Origin of the sequence: Flexivirga endophytica (assembly GCF_014640635.1) — a bacterium.
GTDB lineage: Bacteria > Actinomycetota > Actinomycetes > Actinomycetales > Dermatophilaceae > Flexivirga > Flexivirga endophytica.
On sequence record NZ_BMHI01000003.1, the window covers coordinates 385,198 to 403,943 of the forward strand.

16 protein-coding genes are annotated in these 18,746 nt (G+C 67.9%); 6 read left to right on the top strand and 10 right to left on the bottom strand.

Features of this window, described 5'->3' with window-relative positions:
- Positions 1-18 precede the first annotated feature (18 nt).
- The 5 genes from abmR to IEX71_RS10470 all read right to left on the bottom strand — a co-directional run bounded on the left by abmR (position 19) and on the right by IEX71_RS10470 (position 5,280).
- On the bottom strand, positions 19-537 hold the full coding sequence (gene abmR, locus IEX71_RS10450; RefSeq protein WP_188836943.1) for an ATP-binding transcription factor AbmR: 519 nt from the start codon (positions 535-537) through the stop codon (positions 19-21).
- Between the two features lie 31 nt (positions 538-568).
- Positions 569-2,398, bottom strand: a complete 1,830-nt coding sequence (locus IEX71_RS10455; RefSeq protein WP_188836944.1) for an NHL domain-containing thioredoxin family protein — start codon at positions 2,396-2,398, stop codon at positions 569-571.
- 33 nt (positions 2,399-2,431) lie between these two features.
- Positions 2,432-3,418 carry an L-histidine N(alpha)-methyltransferase gene (gene egtD, locus IEX71_RS10460; protein ID WP_188836945.1) on the bottom strand — a complete coding sequence of 329 codons (987 nt, stop codon included), beginning with the start codon at positions 3,416-3,418 and terminating at the stop codon, positions 2,432-2,434.
- Positions 3,415-4,710, bottom strand: a complete 1,296-nt coding sequence (gene egtB / locus IEX71_RS10465) for an ergothioneine biosynthesis protein EgtB (RefSeq protein WP_188836946.1) — start codon at positions 4,708-4,710, stop codon at positions 3,415-3,417. Before egtB ends, egtD begins: the two co-directional genes overlap by 4 nt.
- Positions 4,711-4,857: 147 nt before the next feature.
- On the bottom strand, positions 4,858-5,280 hold the full coding sequence (locus IEX71_RS10470) for a hypothetical protein (protein ID WP_188836947.1): 423 nt from the start codon (positions 5,278-5,280) through the stop codon (positions 4,858-4,860).
- Positions 5,281-5,411: 131 nt separating this feature from the next.
- Between IEX71_RS10470 and IEX71_RS10475 the strand changes: the two genes are divergently transcribed.
- Complete coding sequence (locus IEX71_RS10475) at positions 5,412-6,032, top strand: LysE family translocator (protein ID WP_188836948.1); 621 nt, start codon at positions 5,412-5,414, stop codon at positions 6,030-6,032.
- A gap of 1 nt (position 6,033) precedes the next feature.
- Here IEX71_RS10475 and IEX71_RS10480 read toward each other — a convergent pair whose 3' ends face one another.
- Entirely contained in the window at positions 6,034-6,828 is a 795-nt protein-coding gene (locus tag IEX71_RS10480; RefSeq protein WP_188836949.1) for a carbon-nitrogen family hydrolase, read from the bottom strand.
- A 5-nt stretch (positions 6,829-6,833) separates the two neighbouring features.
- Complete coding sequence (locus tag IEX71_RS10485; RefSeq protein WP_229749636.1) at positions 6,834-8,843, bottom strand: bifunctional copper resistance protein CopD/cytochrome c oxidase assembly protein; 2,010 nt, start codon at positions 8,841-8,843, stop codon at positions 6,834-6,836.
- A 73-nt stretch (positions 8,844-8,916) separates the two neighbouring features.
- On the opposite strand from IEX71_RS10485, the gene IEX71_RS10490 reads away from it, so the two are divergent.
- The 3 genes from IEX71_RS10490 (at position 8,917) to IEX71_RS10500 (ending at position 12,242) form a co-directional block, all read left to right on the top strand.
- A complete protein-coding gene (locus IEX71_RS10490) occupies positions 8,917-9,804 on the top strand; it encodes a maleylpyruvate isomerase family mycothiol-dependent enzyme (RefSeq protein ID WP_188836950.1) in 888 nt (295 codons plus the stop codon).
- Positions 9,805-9,996: 192 nt separating this feature from the next.
- Entirely contained in the window at positions 9,997-10,503 is a 507-nt protein-coding gene (locus IEX71_RS10495; protein ID WP_188836951.1) for a MarR family winged helix-turn-helix transcriptional regulator, read from the top strand.
- Positions 10,500-12,242 (top strand): MDR family MFS transporter, encoded by a 1,743-nt coding sequence (locus IEX71_RS10500; protein WP_229749637.1) that lies wholly within the window; start codon positions 10,500-10,502, stop codon positions 12,240-12,242. Before IEX71_RS10495 ends, IEX71_RS10500 begins: the two co-directional genes overlap by 4 nt.
- A 140-nt stretch (positions 12,243-12,382) precedes the next feature.
- Here the strand turns inward: IEX71_RS10500 and IEX71_RS10505 are convergent, their stop codons facing one another.
- Entirely contained in the window at positions 12,383-13,276 is an 894-nt protein-coding gene (locus IEX71_RS10505; RefSeq protein ID WP_188836952.1) for a hypothetical protein, read from the bottom strand.
- Positions 13,277-13,480: 204 nt separating this feature from the next.
- Here IEX71_RS10505 and IEX71_RS10510 point away from each other — a divergent pair, with 204 nt between their 5' ends.
- Positions 13,481-14,116 carry a papain-like cysteine protease family protein gene (locus tag IEX71_RS10510; protein ID WP_188836953.1) on the top strand — a complete coding sequence of 212 codons (636 nt, stop codon included), beginning with the start codon at positions 13,481-13,483 and terminating at the stop codon, positions 14,114-14,116.
- Position 14,117: 1 nt separating this feature from the next.
- Complete coding sequence (locus tag IEX71_RS10515) at positions 14,118-14,918, top strand: hypothetical protein (protein WP_188836954.1); 801 nt, start codon at positions 14,118-14,120, stop codon at positions 14,916-14,918.
- A 67-nt stretch (positions 14,919-14,985) separates the two neighbouring features.
- Here the strand turns inward: IEX71_RS10515 and IEX71_RS10520 are convergent, their stop codons facing one another.
- Together IEX71_RS10520 and xsc are read right to left on the bottom strand one after the other, a co-directional pair.
- Complete coding sequence (locus tag IEX71_RS10520; protein ID WP_229749638.1) at positions 14,986-16,506, bottom strand: amino acid permease; 1,521 nt, start codon at positions 16,504-16,506, stop codon at positions 14,986-14,988.
- Between the two features lie 253 nt (positions 16,507-16,759).
- Positions 16,760-18,601: a sulfoacetaldehyde acetyltransferase gene (xsc, locus tag IEX71_RS10525; RefSeq protein WP_188836955.1), complete on the bottom strand. Its 1,842-nt coding sequence runs from the start codon at positions 18,599-18,601 to the stop codon at positions 16,760-16,762.
- Positions 18,602-18,746: the final 145 nt, after the last annotated feature.

Consider the following 18,746-nt stretch of genomic DNA (forward strand, 5'->3'; position numbering starts at 1 on the left):
TATGGCGGGCCGACCGACTCAGGAGCCCGAGGCCGGGCCTTCGTCTCGCACCTCGTGTACGGAGGCGACGGCCTCCCTGAGGCGCCCGATCCAGTCGTCCTCGTGCTGGCCGACGAGCCGGACGCACCAGGCGAGCGCCTCGGAACGCGAGCGCGCGACACCGGCATCGACGAGCGTGTCGAGCACCCGGCGCTCCGGCTGACGTAGTCGCGTCATCACCGGCACCGACAGGTTGGTGAAGACTTCCCGGGTCTCGCCGCAGGTCGCGCCCCAGGCGACCTTCGCGCCGAAACGCCGCTGCGCTTCGTCGGCGATGCGCATCCGCTTGCCACGGGTGTCCTCGCGCCAGCGTTTGATGCGGCCGCTCTCCGCGGCCCGAGCGCCGTCAGCGTCCGCGCCCTCCTCCGAGCTGTCCACATCCGGCGCGGCCAATGTCCCGACGACGACGATCTCGTCGCGGTCGGTCGTCACCTCCGGTGCGCCCTCGAACCAGTCGTCGGGAAGCCGCCCGGCGAACCATCCTTCAATCGTGTTCATCCATTGATTACACGCTTACATGATTACAACGTCAAGAGGTAGCCCGCAGTCCCAGCGTCAGCTCGCCGTCACCGCCCTCGACCAACAGGACCGGGATGCCCCAATCCTGTTGATAGACATGGCAGGCCGCGTGCTCCGGCAGCTCCCCGGTGACCGGATCACCGTCACAGGCGGCTGCGCGCACCGAGATGTGCAGCACGCCCTCGGTGATGTCGTCGGCGAATTCGAGGGTGCGCGTCAGCCCCTGCGCCGCTCCCACGCCTGCTCGCAACAGTCCCTCGGGGCTGGACGAGACCGTCAGTTGCGTCGGGTCGCCATACCGCTTGTCGAGCTTCTGGCCGGTCGGCGGCGTGAAGTCGACCGCCAGCCGCAGTGCGCCCGGCGCCACCTCGGTGACCGACCGCTGGGTCTGCAGGGCGTCTCCCGCAACTCGCGCGGCTGCCGCGGGTATGGCGACGCGTGTGACCCGGTGTGCGTTGGACTCGACGACCAGCAGGCGTGACCCGTCGGCATCCGTCTCGAGCAGGACGTCGCTCGGCTCCGCGAGATCCGTCGCCAGGGTCGAGACCTCACCGGTCGCCGGGTCGAAACGGCGGATCGCCCCGTTGTAGGTGTCGGCGACCGCCACACTGCCGTCCAGCAACTCGGTCAGGCCGAGCGGGTGCTGCAACAGCGCGTCGGCCGCCCGGCCGTCGACATGGCCGAAGTCGAAGAGTCCCTTGCCGACATACGAGTCGAGGCGGAAGCCGCCCGGCGCCAACGAGATCGAGCGCAGTGCGGACGTCTCGGAGTCCGCGACCCAGACCTTGCTGCCGTCCGCCGACGTCGCGAGCCCCGACGGCTGCGCCATCCATGCCTCGTAGGCATCTCCGTCGCGCAGGCCCTCCTGGCTGGTCCCGGCGAGCACCGCCACGGAATTGTCCTTCGGATCGGCGGCGAGATGCAGCGCCCAGAGCTGATGAGTGCCGGCCATCGCGATCACCACCCGGTCGATCCACCAGGCGAGATCCCACGGTGTCGACAACGGTTGCTTGAGCGCGGCACCGCTGCCGGACCGCTCGCGCAGTTGCTCGCCGGTGCCGGCCTGCACGCGAATCTGCCCGTCCGACAGGCGGATCGAGAAGACCTGGTGCCGGACCGCGTCCGCGACGAGCACGTCATACCCGACGCGCTCGGCGGCCTCTGCCGGGAGCACCAACACGCCCTGCGGCGAGTCCAGGACGCCGTCGCCGTACCTGACGCGTTCGGTCTCCAGGTCGGCCTCGAGGTGCACGACCTCGTGGTGCGCGGTGTCGGACACGAGGTAGCTGCCGTCGCCGACGGCAGCGAGCTTGCCCGGGAAGCGCAGCGCGGTGGCGGGCGGCGCCGGTGCGACATACGGGCCGTCGCCGGTGCGCAACGTGCCCTTGGCGCGGTGCTCCTCGAGCAGCTCGCGCACCAGGATCGTCAGCCCGTGCGCGTGGCCCTCTCCGGAGAACTGCCCGACGATGTAGCCCTCCGGGTCGATCACGACAAGGGTCGGCCAGGCGCGCGCGGTGTAGGCACCCCAGGTCGTCAACTCCGGGTCGTCCAAGACGGGGTGGTGCACCGCATACCGTTCCACCGCCTGCTCGAGCGCGACCGGGTCGGCCTCGTGCTCGAACTTCGGCGAGTGCACGCCGATCAGCACCAGCTGGTCGGCGAATTCGCTTTCCAGTGGCCGCAATTCGTCCAGCACGTGCAGGCAGTTGACGCAGCAGAAGGTCCAAAAGTCGAGGACGACAACTTTGCCGCGCAGGTCCGCAAGACGGACCTGCTCCCCGCCGGTGTTGAGCCAGCCCCGGCCAATGAGTTCCGGGGCACGTACGCGCAGACCTGTCATGCCTCCATGGTCCCGCGGCCGCAGAAGGAGCGTTCAGCCGGTCGGCTTCATCGCCAGCAGGACAGCGAAGTCACCCGCTCGATCGGTCCACACCTGCCGCACCGAGAGGCCGACCTCCTCGAGCTCACCGCAGATCCCGCTGATGCGGAACTTGGTCGAGATCTCGACCCGCACCTCCTCGCCGCTGGCGAGCGTGAAATCGAGACCTGCGACGGGCAGCCGGATCCGCTGTGGCATGTCGGCGCGCAACCGCAGGTCCATCCGCTCCATCTGCGGATCCCAGAACGGCACGTAGGAGAACCCGTCGGCATCGATCTCACCGTGCAACTCCCGGTTGAGCACCCTCAGCACATTGCGGACGAAGTCCTCAGTGACACCATCGGAGTCGTCGTATGCCGCGACCAAGCGGTCCGCGCTCTTGACCAGGTCGACACCGAGCAACAATGAATCGCCGGCAACCAGGACGTCGCTCAACGCTCCGAGGAAAGCACCGCGCTCCTCGCGGTAGAAGTTGCCGATGGTGCTGCCGAGGAAGGCGATGGTGCGCCGGTCGCCCTGCGGAAGCTGCGCGAGATGCAGCGTGAAGTCGCCGACGACCGCCTCCACCCGAAGGCCGGGGTAACGCTCCACGAGTGTCTCGGTCGCCTGCCGCAGCGTCGCCTCGGACACGTCCACGGGCGTGAACCGCTGCAGCCGCCCGGTCGCAGTGAAGGCGTCCAGCAGGACCCGGCTCTTCTCGCTGGTGCCGCTGCCCAACTCGATCAACGTGCTCGCCCCGCTCGCCGCGGCGATCTCGTCGGCGTGATCCGACAGGATCTCGTGCTCGGCCGCGAACGGGTAGTAGTCCGGCAGCTTGGTGATCTGGTCGAACAGCTCCGAGCCGCGGTCGTCATACAGCCACTTGGGCGAGAGCGTGCGCGGATGACTGCCGAGGCCCCGGCGCACGTCCTCGATCAGGCTGTCACCGGCTCGGTCCGGGTCGAGCAGCACGGAGACGACCGGGTCCGGTGTCGCGCTCATTTTGCGGCTCCCTCTGCCAGGCGCAAACCGGTCATCGGCCAGCGCGCGCCCGCCGGGAAGAAGTTGCGGTATGACGCCCGGGCGTGCCCCGGTGGCGTCAGCGCACAGCCGCCGCGCAACACCATCTGGCCGGACATGAACTTCCCGTTGTATTCGCCGATGGCGCCCTCCGCGGGATGGAAACCCGGATAAGCGAGGTATGCCGAGGAGGTCCACTCCCAGCAGTCGCCATACATCTGCCGCAGACCACCGGTCGCCGGCGGTGCCGGACGGGCGTGGAAGGTCTGTGAATCGGCGAGATTGGCGCTGTCGTCGGGCTCGCCGAGGAGCGTGCGTGCCGCGTGCTCCCACTCCTGCTCCGTCGGCAGCCGCTTGCCCGCCCAGGAGGCGAACGCGTCGGCTTCGTAATGACTCAGATGGGTCACCGGCAGGGCGGGATTGACCGGGAACGTGCCGTGCAGGGTGTGCTCGAACCAGACGCCGTCGAGCTGCTGCCAGTAGAACGGCGCCTGCCACGCTTCCCGCTGCACGCGGCCCCAACCGTCGGACAGCCACAGGCCGGCCCGTTCGTAGCCGCCGTCGGCCATGAATTCGAGCCACTCACCGTTGGTGATCAACCGATCACCGAGCCGGTAGGGCTCCAGATAGACACGGTGCGGCGGCAACTCGTTGTCGAAGCAGAAGCCGCCACCCTCATGGCCGACCTCGACGAGCCCGCCCTCCACATCGACCCACCCGAGCCGATCGGGTTCGCCGGTCGGCGCGGGCGTTCCGGCATACGTCGGCTGCAGCGGGTTGGCGGACAGGACGTGCTTGATGTCCATGAGCAGCAACTCCTGGTGCTGCTGCTCATGGTTGAAGCCCAGCTCGATCGTCGACGCCAACTGCTCCAGAGCGCCCGGGTCGAGAGTGTCGAGCAGGTCGCGCATCCGCGCATCCACGTTGCCGCGATAGGTGCCGACGTCGTGCGCTCCCGGTCGGCTGATGTGGCCGCGCTCGGCGCGTGCGTAGCGCGGCCCGATCGCTTCGTAGTAGCTGTTGAACAGGAACCAGTATTTGTCCTGGTATGGCGCGAAGTTGCGCTCCTGCTCGGCCAGCACGAACGTCTCGAAGAACCAGGTGACGTGCGCGCGATGCCACTTGGTCGGCGAGACGTCGGGCATCGACTGCACCGTCTGGTCCTCGGGCGACAGTGGCGCGGCGAGCTGCTCGGTGTAGGACCGCACCTCGTCATACCGCGACAGGAGCGCATCGACGGTCCGGCTGTCGGTAGCAGTGGAAAGAGTGGTCACGTCGGACACCTCCGACCCGGCCGGTCGTCGACGGCGGCCGCCGAGTGCGAGCGCGCCGGGCCGGGCTGACCCGGATCAGCGTAGGCGCCGCATCTGACAGCCGGCGAAGAAGTGGTGGCCGGCTCATGGCCCGTGGGTGGCCCGGCGTCACGAATTCTGGGGGGTCGGACCGTGCGGCTGCGACTGGTACAGCGCAGGCAGGCCACCGGTCCGCAGCAGCTTCGCGATCTCCTGGATGCGGTCGTGGGACGCCGACCAGCCCTTGACCTGCTCGGCCGCGCGCAGGTTGCCCTTCTCGGTCACCTCGATCGTCCACGGCTTGCCGAAGATCGACCGGGCGATCATCACCAGCGGGAAGATCAGCAACAACAGCAGGAACTCGCCCAGGAAGATCACCAGGATGACGATCAGGGGCAGCAGCACGATGGCCATGATGATCATGCTGATCGGGTCGTCACCGAGATCGGGGATGTTGAGCCAGTCCATGTCGCGGGCCGTGGTCTTGCGACGCCAGGGCAGCCACTTGCGGCGTACTCGATATTTCTCACCGGTCGGCGTGACTGCCTTCATCGGCTTCCCCTCGGGTCGTGTGGTGCTCGGCAGGATACTGACGACGGGCAGTGTGGCTTCGTTCCGAGTGGGTGCGCCATATCCCGGACGACGCTCGTCCGTATGCCGGGCGCGGTTCTACCATTTTCCGCATGACGCAGTACCTGTCCTTCGTTGCACTCGCCATGCTGTTGGCGATCGCTCCCGGCCCCGACTCGTTGCTGACCCTGCGCAGCACGCTGATCGGCGGCCGGCGACGAGGTGCGTGGACGGTCGTCGGCATCCTGGTCGCCAATGTCGTCCAGGGTGTGCTGGCCGCGTCCGGGCTCGGCGCGATCCTGATGCACGCCGAGACGGTCTTCCGGGTCATCAAGTGGGCCGGTGCGGCATACCTCGCCTATCTCGGTTTCCTGGCGATCCGGGCTGCGTGGCGGATGCGGAAGGCGGACACACCGACGGAGGCCGCTCCGATGCGCCGGTCCCCGTGGTTGGCCGCGCGCCAGGGATTCCTGTGCAACATCACCAACCCGAAGGTGCTGGCGTTCAACATCGCGGTGCTGCCGCAGTTCGTCGGCGAACACGCAAGCGTCGCAACGCTGTTGGGCTATGCCATGACCCTCTCCGTGGTCGGCGCGGTTCAGCTCGGCGTCCTGGTCGCCGTGGCCGGACTCGCCACGCGGGTGTTGCAGCGCATCACCGTGCGGCGCAGCATCGAGGGTGCGACCGGTGTCGTCATGCTCGGCTTCGCGGGCGCGCTCGTCGCCGAGAGCTGAGCTACAAACGGCGGTCGCGCAACACCGGGAACGCCTCGCGGAACTCACCCACGGCCGCCGGGTCGACGTCCACCCGCAGGATCTCCTCGTCGGTGCCCGCCTCGGCGAGCACCTCGCCACCCGCGGCGATGACCGCACTGCGCCCACCCATTGCCGTGCCGGCATGTGTGCCCGCGGTGTTGCACCCGATCACAACGCACTGGTCCTCGATGGCCCGCGCACGCAGCAACAGACTCCACGCGTCGACGCGCGCAGCCGGCCACGCAGCCGGTATGACGAAACCTCTTGCCCCCTGGTCCAGTTGAGCACGATAGAGCTCGGGGAAACGCAGGTCATAGCAGGTCGACAGGCCCGCCCGCAGGCCGCCGATGTCCAGCACCACGATGTCCGTGCCCGCCTCCATCAGCTTGGGCTCGCCACCGGCGAAACCGAAGCGATGGATCTTGCGATAGGTCGCCGCCACCGATCCGTCCGGCGCGATCAGCACCGACGTGTTCCACAGCGACTTACCTTCCGGGCCGGTCTCCCCCGACGAGGGATGCTCGGCGATCGACCCGCCGTGCAACCACACGCCGGCGTCCCGAGCAGCCTCGGTCAGCGCGGACACCACCGCGCCGCCGACGTCCTGCGACCGCGCCGGCCAGTCCCGGTAGGAGAAGCCACCGGCCGACCACAGCTCCGGCAGGACGACGAGGTCCGCCCCCGTCTCGCCGCGCACCAGCCCCACGACCCGCTCGGTGCGCTCGGTGAGCGACTCGTCGTCGTCATACGCCAGTTGGATTGCGGCGATCCGCATTGTGCTCAGTCCTTCTCGTGGGTCGAGCTCACCCGTGCCCGGGTGGCGAGGTAGTCGTTGTAGGCGTTCAGCTCGGCATCGCCGTCCCGCTCCGCCTGCCGTTCGGCACGTTCGCCCTCGGCACGATCGCTGCGGTACCACTCCATCGCGATCAGCATCGCGAGCATGAGGGTCGGGAACTCGCCAGCACCCCACGCGACGGTGCCGGCCCGCTGCTGGTCGACGAGCGGATCGGTCACCCACGACAGGTCGAGCACGGTGAAGAGATCGGGAGCCAGCAGTGTGGTGCCGGTCATCATCGCCACACCGAAGAAGGCGTGGAAAGCGATGGCCACCAACAGGATCAGCATCCGGATCGGCGGCGCCCAGCGCTTCGGCCCCGGGTCGATGCCGACCATCGCGTAGGCGTAGACGTAACCGATGAGCGTGAAGTGGGCGACCATCAGGACGTGCCCGGTGTGCGTGGTCAGCGCAACGTAGAACAGTGGCGAGTAGTAGAACGCGATCAGTGTGCCGAACGACAGCACGGCCGCGATGATCGGGTTGGCGAAGAAGGCGAAGACGCGGGAGTGCACGATCTCGAGCACCAGCTCCCGCGGGCCGAGGGTGCCGTCGTGGCGCTTCGGCAGGGCACGCATCGCCAGCGTGACGACCCCACCCCGCACCAGACAGATGGGCACGAACATCGACACGCCCATGTGCATCAGCATGTGCATCGAGAACTGCACGTGCCCATAGATCGCGGGCGCGGCGTCGGTGAAGTAGGTGAAGCTCGCCCAGCCGCAGATCCACCAGATCGTGCGGGTGATCGGCCACTTGTCACCGCGGCGGTGCAGGCGCCATACCCAATGCAGGTAGACGCCGAGCGCGATGACCGCGACAGCGGTGAAGAGCCACTCGATCCGCCACGCGGTGAACCAGCTGCCCGTCTCCAGCGGAGACGGCGTCGGGTAGTCGGTGAGCGAGAACGCCCGGTCCGTGGTGTTGAGCGGCGACTCGCCGGACACCGGCGGCTCCGAGCGCGACAAGGCGGCGCCAAGACCGATGGCGACGCCCATCACCAGGACCTCGATCGCGGCCAATCTGGCGAACGCGGCACGTCCCGGTTTGGAGGCCCGGTCGGCACGCAGCCGGGCGATGACCTTCTGCCGCTGGAACCAGCCGAGCACGCCGAGTCCCACCAGCGCGGCGACCTTGGCCATCACGACGATGCCGTATTTCGAGCCGAGCCCGCCGAAGCCGCCCAGCCGGATCCACGCGTTGAGGACACCGGACAGGCCCACCATGGCGATGCACCAGGTGGCGACGGTCGAGAAGCGCGCGACCACGTCGGGCGCGCCCTTGCCGAGCCGCGACCACATCAGGAGCACGGCGAGCAGGCCGCCCACCCACACGGCGACGCCGAGCAGGTGGAAGGCCAGCGAGTTGACGGCCGCGTCGTGGTCGAGGCTGCCCGCCGCGTGACCGACGAGCGCGAGCGGCCACAGCCCGGCGATGCCGACGAAGAAGAGCGCCGCCTGAACGCCCCGGCCGGCGCCGATGAAGCAGACCACGGCGATGAAGAGCCCGACCAGCGACGTCATCGCGGGATTGCGCAGCAGTTCCAGGTCCCAGGTCGACTGCCAGGCGTTGGACCAGAACCCGCTCGACCCGACGTGCGTACCCGAGACGTCCGCGTAGTTGAAGATCCCGCTGACCACACCGCAGGCCGCCCAGGTGAGGGCCGCCCAGGCGGCATACCGGCTGACCCTGATGCGGCGGGCGGTATTGGCGCCCTCGGGCATCAGCAGCCCGCCGAGCAGCAACAGACCGATCGTGAGCGACATCGCCAGCTGGAAACCAGTGGTCGCCAACGGCAGTCCCCACCGGACCACGGCACCGGGGTCGAGCAGCTCGAGTTTCGCCGACGCACCGGTGAAGCGCAGCGCGATCGCACACGCGATGAGGCCGGCCAATATGGCGCCGGCGAGCGCCCCGGAGTGCGAAACCGGGCGGGTGGTGGGCTGACGTGTCACGCCGAAAAGCCTATGTCGGCACCTTGTGAGTCATGCCCTCGGTCGGCACGGACATAGCCATTACCCTCGGGGTATGCCGACGCAACCGCTCCCGCCTGAAGGTCTCGACGAGATGGTCACGGCCTACGCCGGAACGACCCAGGCGGTGCTCGAGCTCGGAATGACCTGCCGCCCGGACGATTTCGACCTGCCGACCCAGTGCCCGGGTTGGACTGTGAAGGATCAGATCTCGCACGTGGCCGGCGTCGAGGCGCCGTTGGCCGGCGGGCCGGAGGACGACGCGGACGTTCCCGATCATCCGTGGATCCGGCACGACACCGGGCGTTTCATGGAGCGGGCGGTGCAGACCCGTCGCCCGCGCACCGGCCACGAGGTCGTCCAGGAGTTGGCTCACGTGCTGCCCCGACGGGTTCGCGCGCTGCGCGATCCGGAGCTCACCCTTGACAGCCCGATGCCCGCACTGGTGGGTGGCACAGGCACCATCGGCGCTCAGTTGCCGCGGCGGATCATCGACATCTGGTGCCATGAGCAGGACCTGCGCGAGGCACTGGACCGGCCCGGCAACCTGGACTCCGCCGCGGCTGCGGCCTTCGTGACGGCGGTGCTGAACGCCTTCCCGCGGCGCGCCGCCCGTGCCGGACTCGAGCCCGGCACGTCGGTGATCATCGAGTGCACGGGTCCCGTGCTGGCCCGGGAGGGCGTGCGCATCACCCGGACTTCGGACGGCTCGCTGCAGGCCGAAGCGCTCTTCTCCGGCCAGGCCCACGTCGACGAGACCGACGACAGCACAGGCGAAATCATCGTCGTGCCGCCCGGCTCGATGACGACCATCCGGCTCACCACCGAGGCGCTCACCCGCCGGGGCGCGGGCCGCGTCCCGACCGCGGACCTGCGCTACGCGGTCGAGGGCGACGAGGACATCGCAGCACGGGTGCTGGACGTGCTGGCCATTACTCCCTGACCACCCCGGATGCTGCCGGACCGCGTCCTCGGGTCCCGAAGGGACGACCGTTGCTGGCAATTTGATACATCGGCCTTCGATGCATATAGTTGTATGCCGCAAGCAAGTTGTCTGCGCCACATCGGCACAGCCCGGGCGGGCCACTGGCCGCATCCGGCACCCATAGCTCCCTCCACCGTCCAGGAAACCTCCATGCCCATCGAGCACGCCGTTGCGATGGAGCTGTCCACCGAGCTCATCCAACTGGTGAAGAAGATCGAAGCGATCCGCCATCACTCACCGCGGGTGCACCCAGGGCTCGAGCCGTCGTCATACCCGGTCCTCTTCGCGCTGCGGCACGGCCCGGCACGCGTCTCGGCACTGGCCGACCTGGTGCACTCCGACGTCTCGACGGTCAGTCGTCAGGTGAGCAATCTCGTCTGCCACGAGCTGGTCGCCAAGGTCTCCGACCCCGACGACGGGCGAGCACAGCGGGTCGCACTGACCGATGAGGGCACCTCCCTCGTGCAGCGCCTGCAGGACGGTCGCGGGCGCTGGTTCCAGCAGATCCTCGCTGACTGGGATGACGAGCAGGCACGTGACTTCACCCGCCACCTGCATGCGTTCATCGGAGATCTCACCGCCGAGATCGACCGCGCCCGCGCCCAGGGCGCCGACTTCCCCGAATTTCCACCCACTCCTCGAAAGGACACTGCGTGAGTACGCCCAAGGCGACCGCTTCGGCACCCACGGACGGTGTATACACCCACCGGCAGATCCTGACGATCCTCACCGGTCTGCTGCTCGGCATGTTCCTCGCCGCGCTCGACCAGACGATCGTCAGCACCGCGATCCGCACGATCGCCGACGACCTGCACGGTCTGTCGGTGCAGGCATGGGTCACGACCGCATACCTGATCACCTCGACGATCACGACGCCGATCTACGGCAAGCTCGGCGACCTCTACGGCCGCAAGAAGCTGTTCATCTTCGCCATCGGCGTCTTCATCCTCGGCTCGGCGATGTGTTCCTTCGCCACCTCGATGTACGAACTCGCTGCGTTCCGCGCGTTCCAGGGCATCGGCGCCGGCGGTCTGATGACGCTGGTGTTGGCGATCATCGGTGACCTGGTGCCGCCGCGCGAGCGAGCCAAGTACACCGGCTACTTCATGGCGACCTTCGGCACCTCGTCGGTGCTGGGCCCGGTCGTGGGCGGTTTCCTCGCCGAGACGAACTCCTTCCTCGGAGTCACCGGCTGGCGATGGGTCTTCCTGGTCAACGTGCCGATCGGCATCGTCGCGTTCTTCGTGGTGTCGGCGACGTTGCACCTGCCGCACGTACGGCGCGAGGCGCGCATCGACTGGTGGGGCGCCGCCGCGCTCGTCGTCGCCCTGGTGCCGTTGCTGACCGTAGCCGAGCAGGGTCGCGGGTGGGGCTGGAGCTCGGCCACGTCGCTCACCTGCTTCGCGATCACCGTCATCGGCATCGCGGCGTTCGTCTGGATCGAGCACAAGATGGGCGACGACGCCCTCATCCCGCTGCGCATCTTCCGGCTGCGTGCGGCGTCGGTGACGATCGTCGCCAGCGTGATCGTCGGCATCGGCATGTTCGGTGGCATCACCGTCCTGCCGCTCTACATGCAGATCGTGCACGGGGCCTCGCCGATGACATCGGGGCTGATGATGCTGCCGATGGTCGGCGGGTTGATGCTGGCCGCGATCATCTCCGGTCTGATCACCGCCAAGACCGGTCGGATCCGCGGGTTCCCGATCCTCGGCACCGCACTGGCCACCATCGGCCTGCTGCTGCTGTGGCTGACCGTGACGGCCGACACCAACCTCGCGATCGTGATGGTCTTCATGTTCGTCACCGGTTTCGGCCTCGGCAACTGCATGCAGCCACTCACGCTCATCGTGCAGAACGCCGTGCCGCCGCGCGAGATCGGCGTGGCCACTGCTGCCGCGACCTTCTTCCGGCAGACCGGTGGCACGCTGGGCGTCGCGATCTTCCTGTCGATCCTGTTCAGCACGGTCGGCGACAAGATCAAGGACGCCCTGGGCGAGGCGGTCAAGGCCGACCCGGCGCTGGCGTCACCGGCCAACCAGAAGCTGCTGGGCAAGGTCGCCGGGCAGGTGCAGGACGACTCCAACATCCTGGCGCACGTGGATCCGAAGATCGCCCACCCGTTCAAGGTCGGCTTCGCCGACTCGATGGACCTGATCTTCCTGTGCGCGGCCATCGTGATGTTCATCGGCTTCCTGGTGCTGCTGCTCATGCCGCCGGTGGAGTTGCGCGCCCAGTCCGCCAGCGCCGCAGCGGCGTCGGAGGCCAGCGCGGGCGCTGCAGCGCCGCAGCCGGTCGGGGTGACCGCAGGTGGGCCGGCGCGACACGAAGCCACGGGCGACGAGCCCGCCGAAGGTGTGGACGAGTCGTTGCCGCCGCGGCACAACGCAGACTGAGCCGCAGGCGTATGACGCCAGGCGTCGCCTGGCAACTCGCCCCGAAAGGTCAAGTACCCGCTGGTATTTCGCGATACCGGCGGGTATTCGACCTTTCGGGGCGTTTCCCTTCCGGGACGCCTCTCGTCATACCGACCGGATCAGCCCCACTGCCAGTCGATCCCGACGATGCCGGGCTCGGCCGCGGGCACGACGACCTGTGCGCGCCGGTCCTGGGACAGGGTGATCTCGCGGCGCACGATGTCCGGCGAACCCGAGGTCTTGCGCGCGAACTCCATCACCCGGACCGGCAGCGCCGCCGGGTCGAAGCGGACCTCGAGCGAGTGATGGGTGACCGGCCACTCGTGGAACCGGAAGTATTCGGTCATCGGGTGGGTGGCGCGATCGTGCACGTCATACCGCAGCACGGCGGTCTCGTCGACGGCAAGCCGCCGGTCGACCAACAGTTCGGCGACGAGCAGACCGCGCTCTCGGTCCCGGGCGACCCGGCCGACCCGGCAGCCACCGATCGCCTCCGGCGACACCGCGGCGATGTCGCCGTCCGGTTCGGTCTGGTGCACGATCACCAGTCGATCCGCCGACCGCACCGCCTGCACGGCTTGCACCACGTGCTTGACGGCCAGCCCGCCCGTCGCGGACAGGACGACCTCCTCCGCGACACCGGTCGTGCGCAATTGTCCGTGCGCTGCCCCGTCGAGAGTCCCGAGCAGCCGGGCCAGTGCGTCGGATTCGTCGACGACGGCGAACGGGCGACGCGGACGGACGGCGGACAGCCGCGCCGGCTCCAGCCGCTCGACCAGCCAGCCGGACGGCACGTCGAGGACCTCCTCCAGTGCTTCCAGGACACCGACCGAGCCGTCCCGCGGCACGCGCGCTCCGCTCTGCCAAGTGCTCAGGGTCGCGGTGCCGACGTCGAAACCCTTGTCCGCCAAGTGCACTCGCAACCGGGAGAGCGACAGGCCACGCTCTCGGATCGCGGTCCGGAGCGCGTCGCTGAACTTCAGGCGGCCGTCGTCACCGCCGTTGCTGCTCACCTGAGCACTCTATGTAAACGTTCACATCGGCCGGGTCAAGGTTTCGTCAAGATCGAGATGTCGTCACACACCGTGGTCCCGCTCCGTTCACGCCGAGCAATCCGTCACTGGCACAACGGTATTGCGCGATCGCGCCGATGGGCGAACGATCCCGCACATTCGCACTGCGCTATTTCTGATTCAAGGCACTGGAGGTGCACCTCGATGCGACGAACACCCAGAGCACGGCGGCTGGCAGCCACCGCGATCGCCGTGGCGACAGCCGGTATTGCCGTGGCCGGCCCGGCACAGGCCGCCGATGTCCCGGTCGCCGGCCACATCGCGACCACCCACAACGTGACGCGGATGGCGACCGCGCCGTCGAACTACTACCTCTACATCTACGGCCAGGCGCAGGAGCAGTCCAACTGGTGCTGGGCCGCGACCGGCAACAGCGTGGCGGACTACTTCGGCTACAGCTACTCGCAGAATCAGTTCTGCGACATGGCTTTCGGGCGACCGACCAACACGACCTGCCCCAATGACCAGGCCACTCTCGGCAACGACCAGCGGGCCTTCTCGACGATCGGGATCAACCCGGGGAGCTACATCAGCGGAACGGTCAGCTACAGCACGGTGGTCGACCAGATCAGCAACAACGAACCGATCATGACGCGCATCGGATGGACCTCCGGTGGCGGCCACATGATGGTGTTGACCGGCTATGACATGAGCAACAGCCAGGTCCAGTACTACGACCCGTGGCCATCGGACTCGCGGTTCAACGTGTCGACGTACAACTGGTATCGCTCCAACCCGCAGTTCACCTGGACCCACACGCTCTACGGGATCGGAGCCTGACATGACCCGCAAGCACTTCGCCCGGCGAATCGCACTGGGAACTCTCATAACCGGTGCCGTCGTGGCCGGAGCCGCAGTGGCCGCACCGACTGCGTTCGCCGCCGACCAGCACGACCTGCGAAACCTCTCGGCACTGCAGGAGCGGGCAGCGGTGTCGGCGGCGGACACCCCCGGTGCCCGCGCGCTGTTGAGGACGGCGACCCGTGACGCCGCCACGCGCCGGCACACCGCGGTGCCCCGCACTCCGGCGAAGATCGGAACCAGCGGCACGCCGGTCTACGCACTGTCCGCGAGCTTCGTGCGCGGACAGTCCGAAACCGTCGGACAGCTTTGGTATGTCGCAACATCCGCCTCGACAGGTACCGGCGCGATGACACTCTTCACCGTGCCCGACAAGACCGGGAAGTGGCAGGCGGTGAACGTCGCCTCGGGCAACACCGAGGCCCGGATGGCCGCCGCCGCACACGGCGGTTCACTGCTCGTCGAGCCGCAGGTCAACGCCTGGTATGCCGTGACGGCCGACCGGGTCAAGCCGCTGAACGCCGCGGCGAAGCAGGTCGTCGGCTCGGCGCCGGTCTCGGTCGGCGCGTACCAGCAGGTCGTGCACGCCAGGTATGCCGACAAGCAGGCGGGCAGCGCCTACGCGAAGCGTGGAACGGCGGGTGGCTTCAGCGCTTCAGCCACCGCGCCGGGGGCGGACACGCACCGCGGGATGTCCAGTGGCGGAGTCGGTTTCGCGGCCGCGGGTGTGCTGGTCGCGGGTGCCGCAGGGCTCGGCCTGAAGCTCCGGCGCCGCGCCTGACCGGTCGGACAAGACAGAGGGGCCCGGTGCGGCATACGCACCGAGCCCCTCTGTGGGAGACCGCCGGTCAGTCCTCGCGGCGACGGGTCTCGGCGTAGGCCCGCACCTTGCGCGCCCGATCACGGGCACCGACGGGCTTGTCCGGGACATCGACGATCGCGAAGGCCGGGGCGGGACGCTCGGTCGGACCGGGGCCGGGCACCGGACGCTTCTCGCCGACCATGGGGTGGCGACGCTGCCACCACTCGTAGACCGCCAGGATGATGCCAAGGGTCAACATGCTCATCCAGAACTCGTTCTGGGTCTTGCCCATGAACGCCATGGCAAGGATGACTCCCGCCATCAGGGCGATCGTCAGGTAGCTGAGCCACGGGAAGAGCCACATCTTCAGGAGCGGGCCATCGGGCAGCTCGGCCTCGAGCCGGCGCCGCAGGACCACCTGGGAGATCGCTATCGCCAGGTAGACGAACAGCGCGACCGCGCCGTACGAGTTGACCAGGAAGCTGAAGACGGCGTCCGGCGAGAGGTATGCCGCGATGACCGAGACATACCCGACCAGTGTGCCGGCGACGATCGCCCGCCGGGGCACACCGCTCTTGGAGAGCTTGGTGAACGCCATCGGTGCGTCGTTGTGCCGGGTGAGGGCGAACAGCATCCGCGACGAGGTGTAGAGCGCGGAGTTCAGGCAGCTCAGGACCGCGGTGAGGACGATGAGGTTCATGATCGTCTCGACGCCGGGCACGTTCAGCACCGACAGGACCGACGCATACGGGCTGACGCTGACGTTCTTGCCGTTCCACACCTGGACGCTGACGACCACGAAGATCGAACCGACGTAGAACGTGACCACCCGGACGATGATCGAGCGCATCGCCTTGGCGATGGCCTCGGCCGGGCGTTCGGACTCGGCGGCCGCGATGGTGACGATCTCGGCACCGGTGTAGAAGGCGACGCAGGGCACGACCGCGGCGATGACCGCGCCCCAGCCCATCGGGGCGAACCCACCGTGGTCCACGAGGTTGCCGAGACCCGGCGTCGAGTCCGGCCAGAGTCCGGTGAGCCACAGGATGCCCGCAGCGAGGAAGAGCAGGATCGCGACCACCTTGATCGACGAGAACCAGTACTCGAACTCGCCGTACGACCGGGCGCTGACCATGTTGGTGCCGGTCAGCAGCAGCATCAGTCCGAGGCTGAGGACCCACAGGGGCACGCTGGGCACCCACAGTTGCAGGATCCGCCCGCCCGCCACCGCCTCGACCGCCACGACGATGACGAAGAAGTACCAGTACATCCAGCCGACCGCGAATCCTCCTCTGCGGCCCAGCGATTCACGCGCGTAGACGTAGAACGAGCCGAGCGCCGGCCGGTTGACCGCCATCTCGGCGAGCATGCGCATGATCAGGACGGTGATGAACCCCGCGATGAGGAAGGAGATCACCGCCGCCGGTCCTGCGTCGTCAATGACGACACCGCTGCCGACGAAGAGTCCGGCTCCGATCACGCCACCGAGGGCGATGAGGTTCATATGGCGTTGCTTCAAGCCTTTGCCGAGCCCGCTCTCGGCGGTTGTCTCCAAGGTCTCACTCATGTGCTGCTGCCTCCATCCGCGCCGCCGAAGTGAGCTGAGTCGCTCGCTTGCGGCCGAATATCGTTGTCACAGTGTGAATTTCGATTCCGCCATTGAACCGGGCAACTTGGGTGTGTGAGCAGTACCACACCCGTGCACACTCGTGGTACCAGCCATGCACAACCAGGCACAAATGGCAAGGGCCAAGAACCGACCGGGTCTCCGGTCGGCCCTCGGCCCTTGTCGGTATGGCGAGCTCAGCTCACGCGTGGTCTCATACGTAGTCCTGGTACTTCTTGAGCAGGCGGACCGGCTTGGCGAGTGCATCCCGCCGGAACGGGTCGCCCAGCTCGCGGGTGCACATGATCTCGATGACGGTGGTGACGCCGTCCTCCATCTGTGCCTTGACCGCCGCCTGCAGGGCCGGTCCGACGTCCTCCAGCTTGTCGACGGTGACGCCCTCGGCTCCCATCGACCGTGCGACCTCGGCGAAGCTGGGGTTGTCCAGCTCACCAGCGACGAACCGCCGGTTGTAGAAGTCGACCTGGTTCTTCTTCTCCGCACCCCACTGGCGGTTGTGGAACACCACCGAGGTGACGGGGATGTGGTGGCGGACGGCCGTCATGATCTCGGTCATGCTCATCGACCACGCCCCGTCACCGGCATACGAGATCGCGGGCCGGTCCATCGCAGCGGCCTTGGCACCGATGATGGTCGGCAGCGCGTAGCCGCAGTTGCCGAAGCTCATCGGCGCGAAGAACGAGCGCGGCTCCTCGAAACGCAGGTAGGAGTGGGCAACCGAGTTGATGTTGCCGATGTCGGTGGACACCATGACGTGCTCGGGCATCGCCTTCTCCAGCTCGCGCAGCACCTGGCGCGGGTGCAGCCAGTTGCCGTCCTCGCCGTCGGCCTCCGCGATCATGTCGAGGCTGTAGTCGTCCCGCTCGTGAGTCCACTCGTCGAGTTCGGCCTCCCAGGCCGCCTTCTCGCCGGCTATCCGCTCGGCACGCTCGTCGCGGCTAACGTCGCAGGCCAGCGTGCGGTCGCGCAGCCGGTCGGTCAGCGCTGCGGCCGACTCCTTGGCGTCGCCGCAGATGCCCACCGAGATCTTCTTGACCAGTCCGAGCATCTTGTGGTCGGCGTCGACCTGAATGATCTTGGCGTCCTTGGGCCAGTAGTCCATGCCGTGCTGCGGCAGCGTGCCGAACGGCCCCAGGCGGGTGCCGAGCGCGAGCACGACGTCCGCCTCGCTGATCAGCTTCATCGCGGCCTTCGAACCCTGGTAGCCCAGCGGACCGCACCACTGCGGGTGACTCGCCGGGAACGAGTCGTTGTGCTGGTAGGAGTTGACCACGGGTGCGCCGAGCCGCTCGGCGAGCGCCTTGCACTCCTCGACACCGTCGGCCATGACAACGCCACCGCCGGAGACGATGACCGGGAACTTCGCGGTGGCCAGGAGTTCGGCGGCCTCGTCGAGCGACTTGGTCCCGCCGGGCCCGCGGTCCAGCACCTGCGGCTGCGGGATCTCGCACTCCAGCTCGCCGTAGAAGAAGTCGCGCGGGATGTTCAGCTGGGTCGGGCCGAGCTCGGAGTGGGCGCGGTCGAAGCAGCGGGCGGTGAACTCCGCCATCCGCTTCGGGTTGTTGACGTGCCCCTGGTACTTCGTGAACTCCTGGAACATCGGCAGCTGGTTGGCCTCCTGGAAGCCACCCAGGCCCAGACCCATCGAGCCGGTCTCCGGCGTCACGATGACGACCGGGCTGTGTGCCCAGAAGGCGGCCGCGATCGCGGTCACGCAGTTGCTGATGCCAGGGCCGTTCTGGCCGATGCAGACACCGTGCCGGCCGCTGGCCCGGGAGAACCCGTCGGCCATGTGCGCCGCGCCCTGCTCGTGGACGACAGGGACGAGTCGTATGCCGGCCGGCGCGAAGATGTCCATGGCATCCATGAAGGCCGAGCCCATGATGCCGAAGATCGTGTCCACGCCGTTGGCGGCCATCGTCTCCACGAACGCCTCGGACGGTGTCATCCGTTGCACGCCGGCCGATTCGTCCGATCGTCCGGCTACTTGCGATTCCAGCGCCTTCGATTCGACGCTCTCAGCGAGATCGGTCATCTGCTCCGCTCCTTCGACTCAGGGGGCCTCGAACAGTCGTTGTCTCAGAAAACGGAACGCCGAGGTCGAAATAATTGAACACGTTGGACGGTAAGCGGCGCCTCGGGTACTGTCAAGGAAATCTCGTTTTCTTGGTCATTCAGTA

Bases quoted from the DNA above. Each gene is read 5' to 3' on its own strand.
- IEX71_RS10510 (WP_188836953.1), top strand. From the start codon at position 13,481: ATGCGACGAACACCCAGAGCACGGCGGCTGGCAGCCACCGCGATCGCC.
- IEX71_RS10515 (WP_188836954.1), top strand. From the start codon at position 14,118: ATGACCCGCAAGCACTTCGCCCGGCGAATCGCACTGGGAACTCTCATA.
- IEX71_RS10495 (WP_188836951.1), top strand. From the start codon at position 9,997: ATGCCCATCGAGCACGCCGTTGCGATGGAGCTGTCCACCGAGCTCATC.
- egtD (WP_188836945.1), bottom strand. From the start codon at position 3,418: ATGAGCGCGACACCGGACCCGGTCGTCTCCGTGCTGCTCGACCCGGAC.
- IEX71_RS10490 (WP_188836950.1), top strand. From the start codon at position 8,917: ATGCCGACGCAACCGCTCCCGCCTGAAGGTCTCGACGAGATGGTCACG.
- IEX71_RS10470 (WP_188836947.1), bottom strand. From the start codon at position 5,280: ATGAAGGCAGTCACGCCGACCGGTGAGAAATATCGAGTACGCCGCAAG.
- IEX71_RS10520 (WP_229749638.1), bottom strand. From the start codon at position 16,506: ATGAGTGAGACCTTGGAGACAACCGCCGAGAGCGGGCTCGGCAAAGGC.
- IEX71_RS10455 (WP_188836944.1), bottom strand. From the start codon at position 2,398: ATGACAGGTCTGCGCGTACGTGCCCCGGAACTCATTGGCCGGGGCTGG.
- IEX71_RS10480 (WP_188836949.1), bottom strand. From the start codon at position 6,828: ATGCGGATCGCCGCAATCCAACTGGCGTATGACGACGACGAGTCGCTC.
- xsc (WP_188836955.1), bottom strand. From the start codon at position 18,601: ATGACCGATCTCGCTGAGAGCGTCGAATCGAAGGCGCTGGAATCGCAA.
- abmR (WP_188836943.1), bottom strand. From the start codon at position 537: ATGAACACGATTGAAGGATGGTTCGCCGGGCGGCTTCCCGACGACTGG.
- IEX71_RS10475 (WP_188836948.1), top strand. From the start codon at position 5,412: ATGACGCAGTACCTGTCCTTCGTTGCACTCGCCATGCTGTTGGCGATC.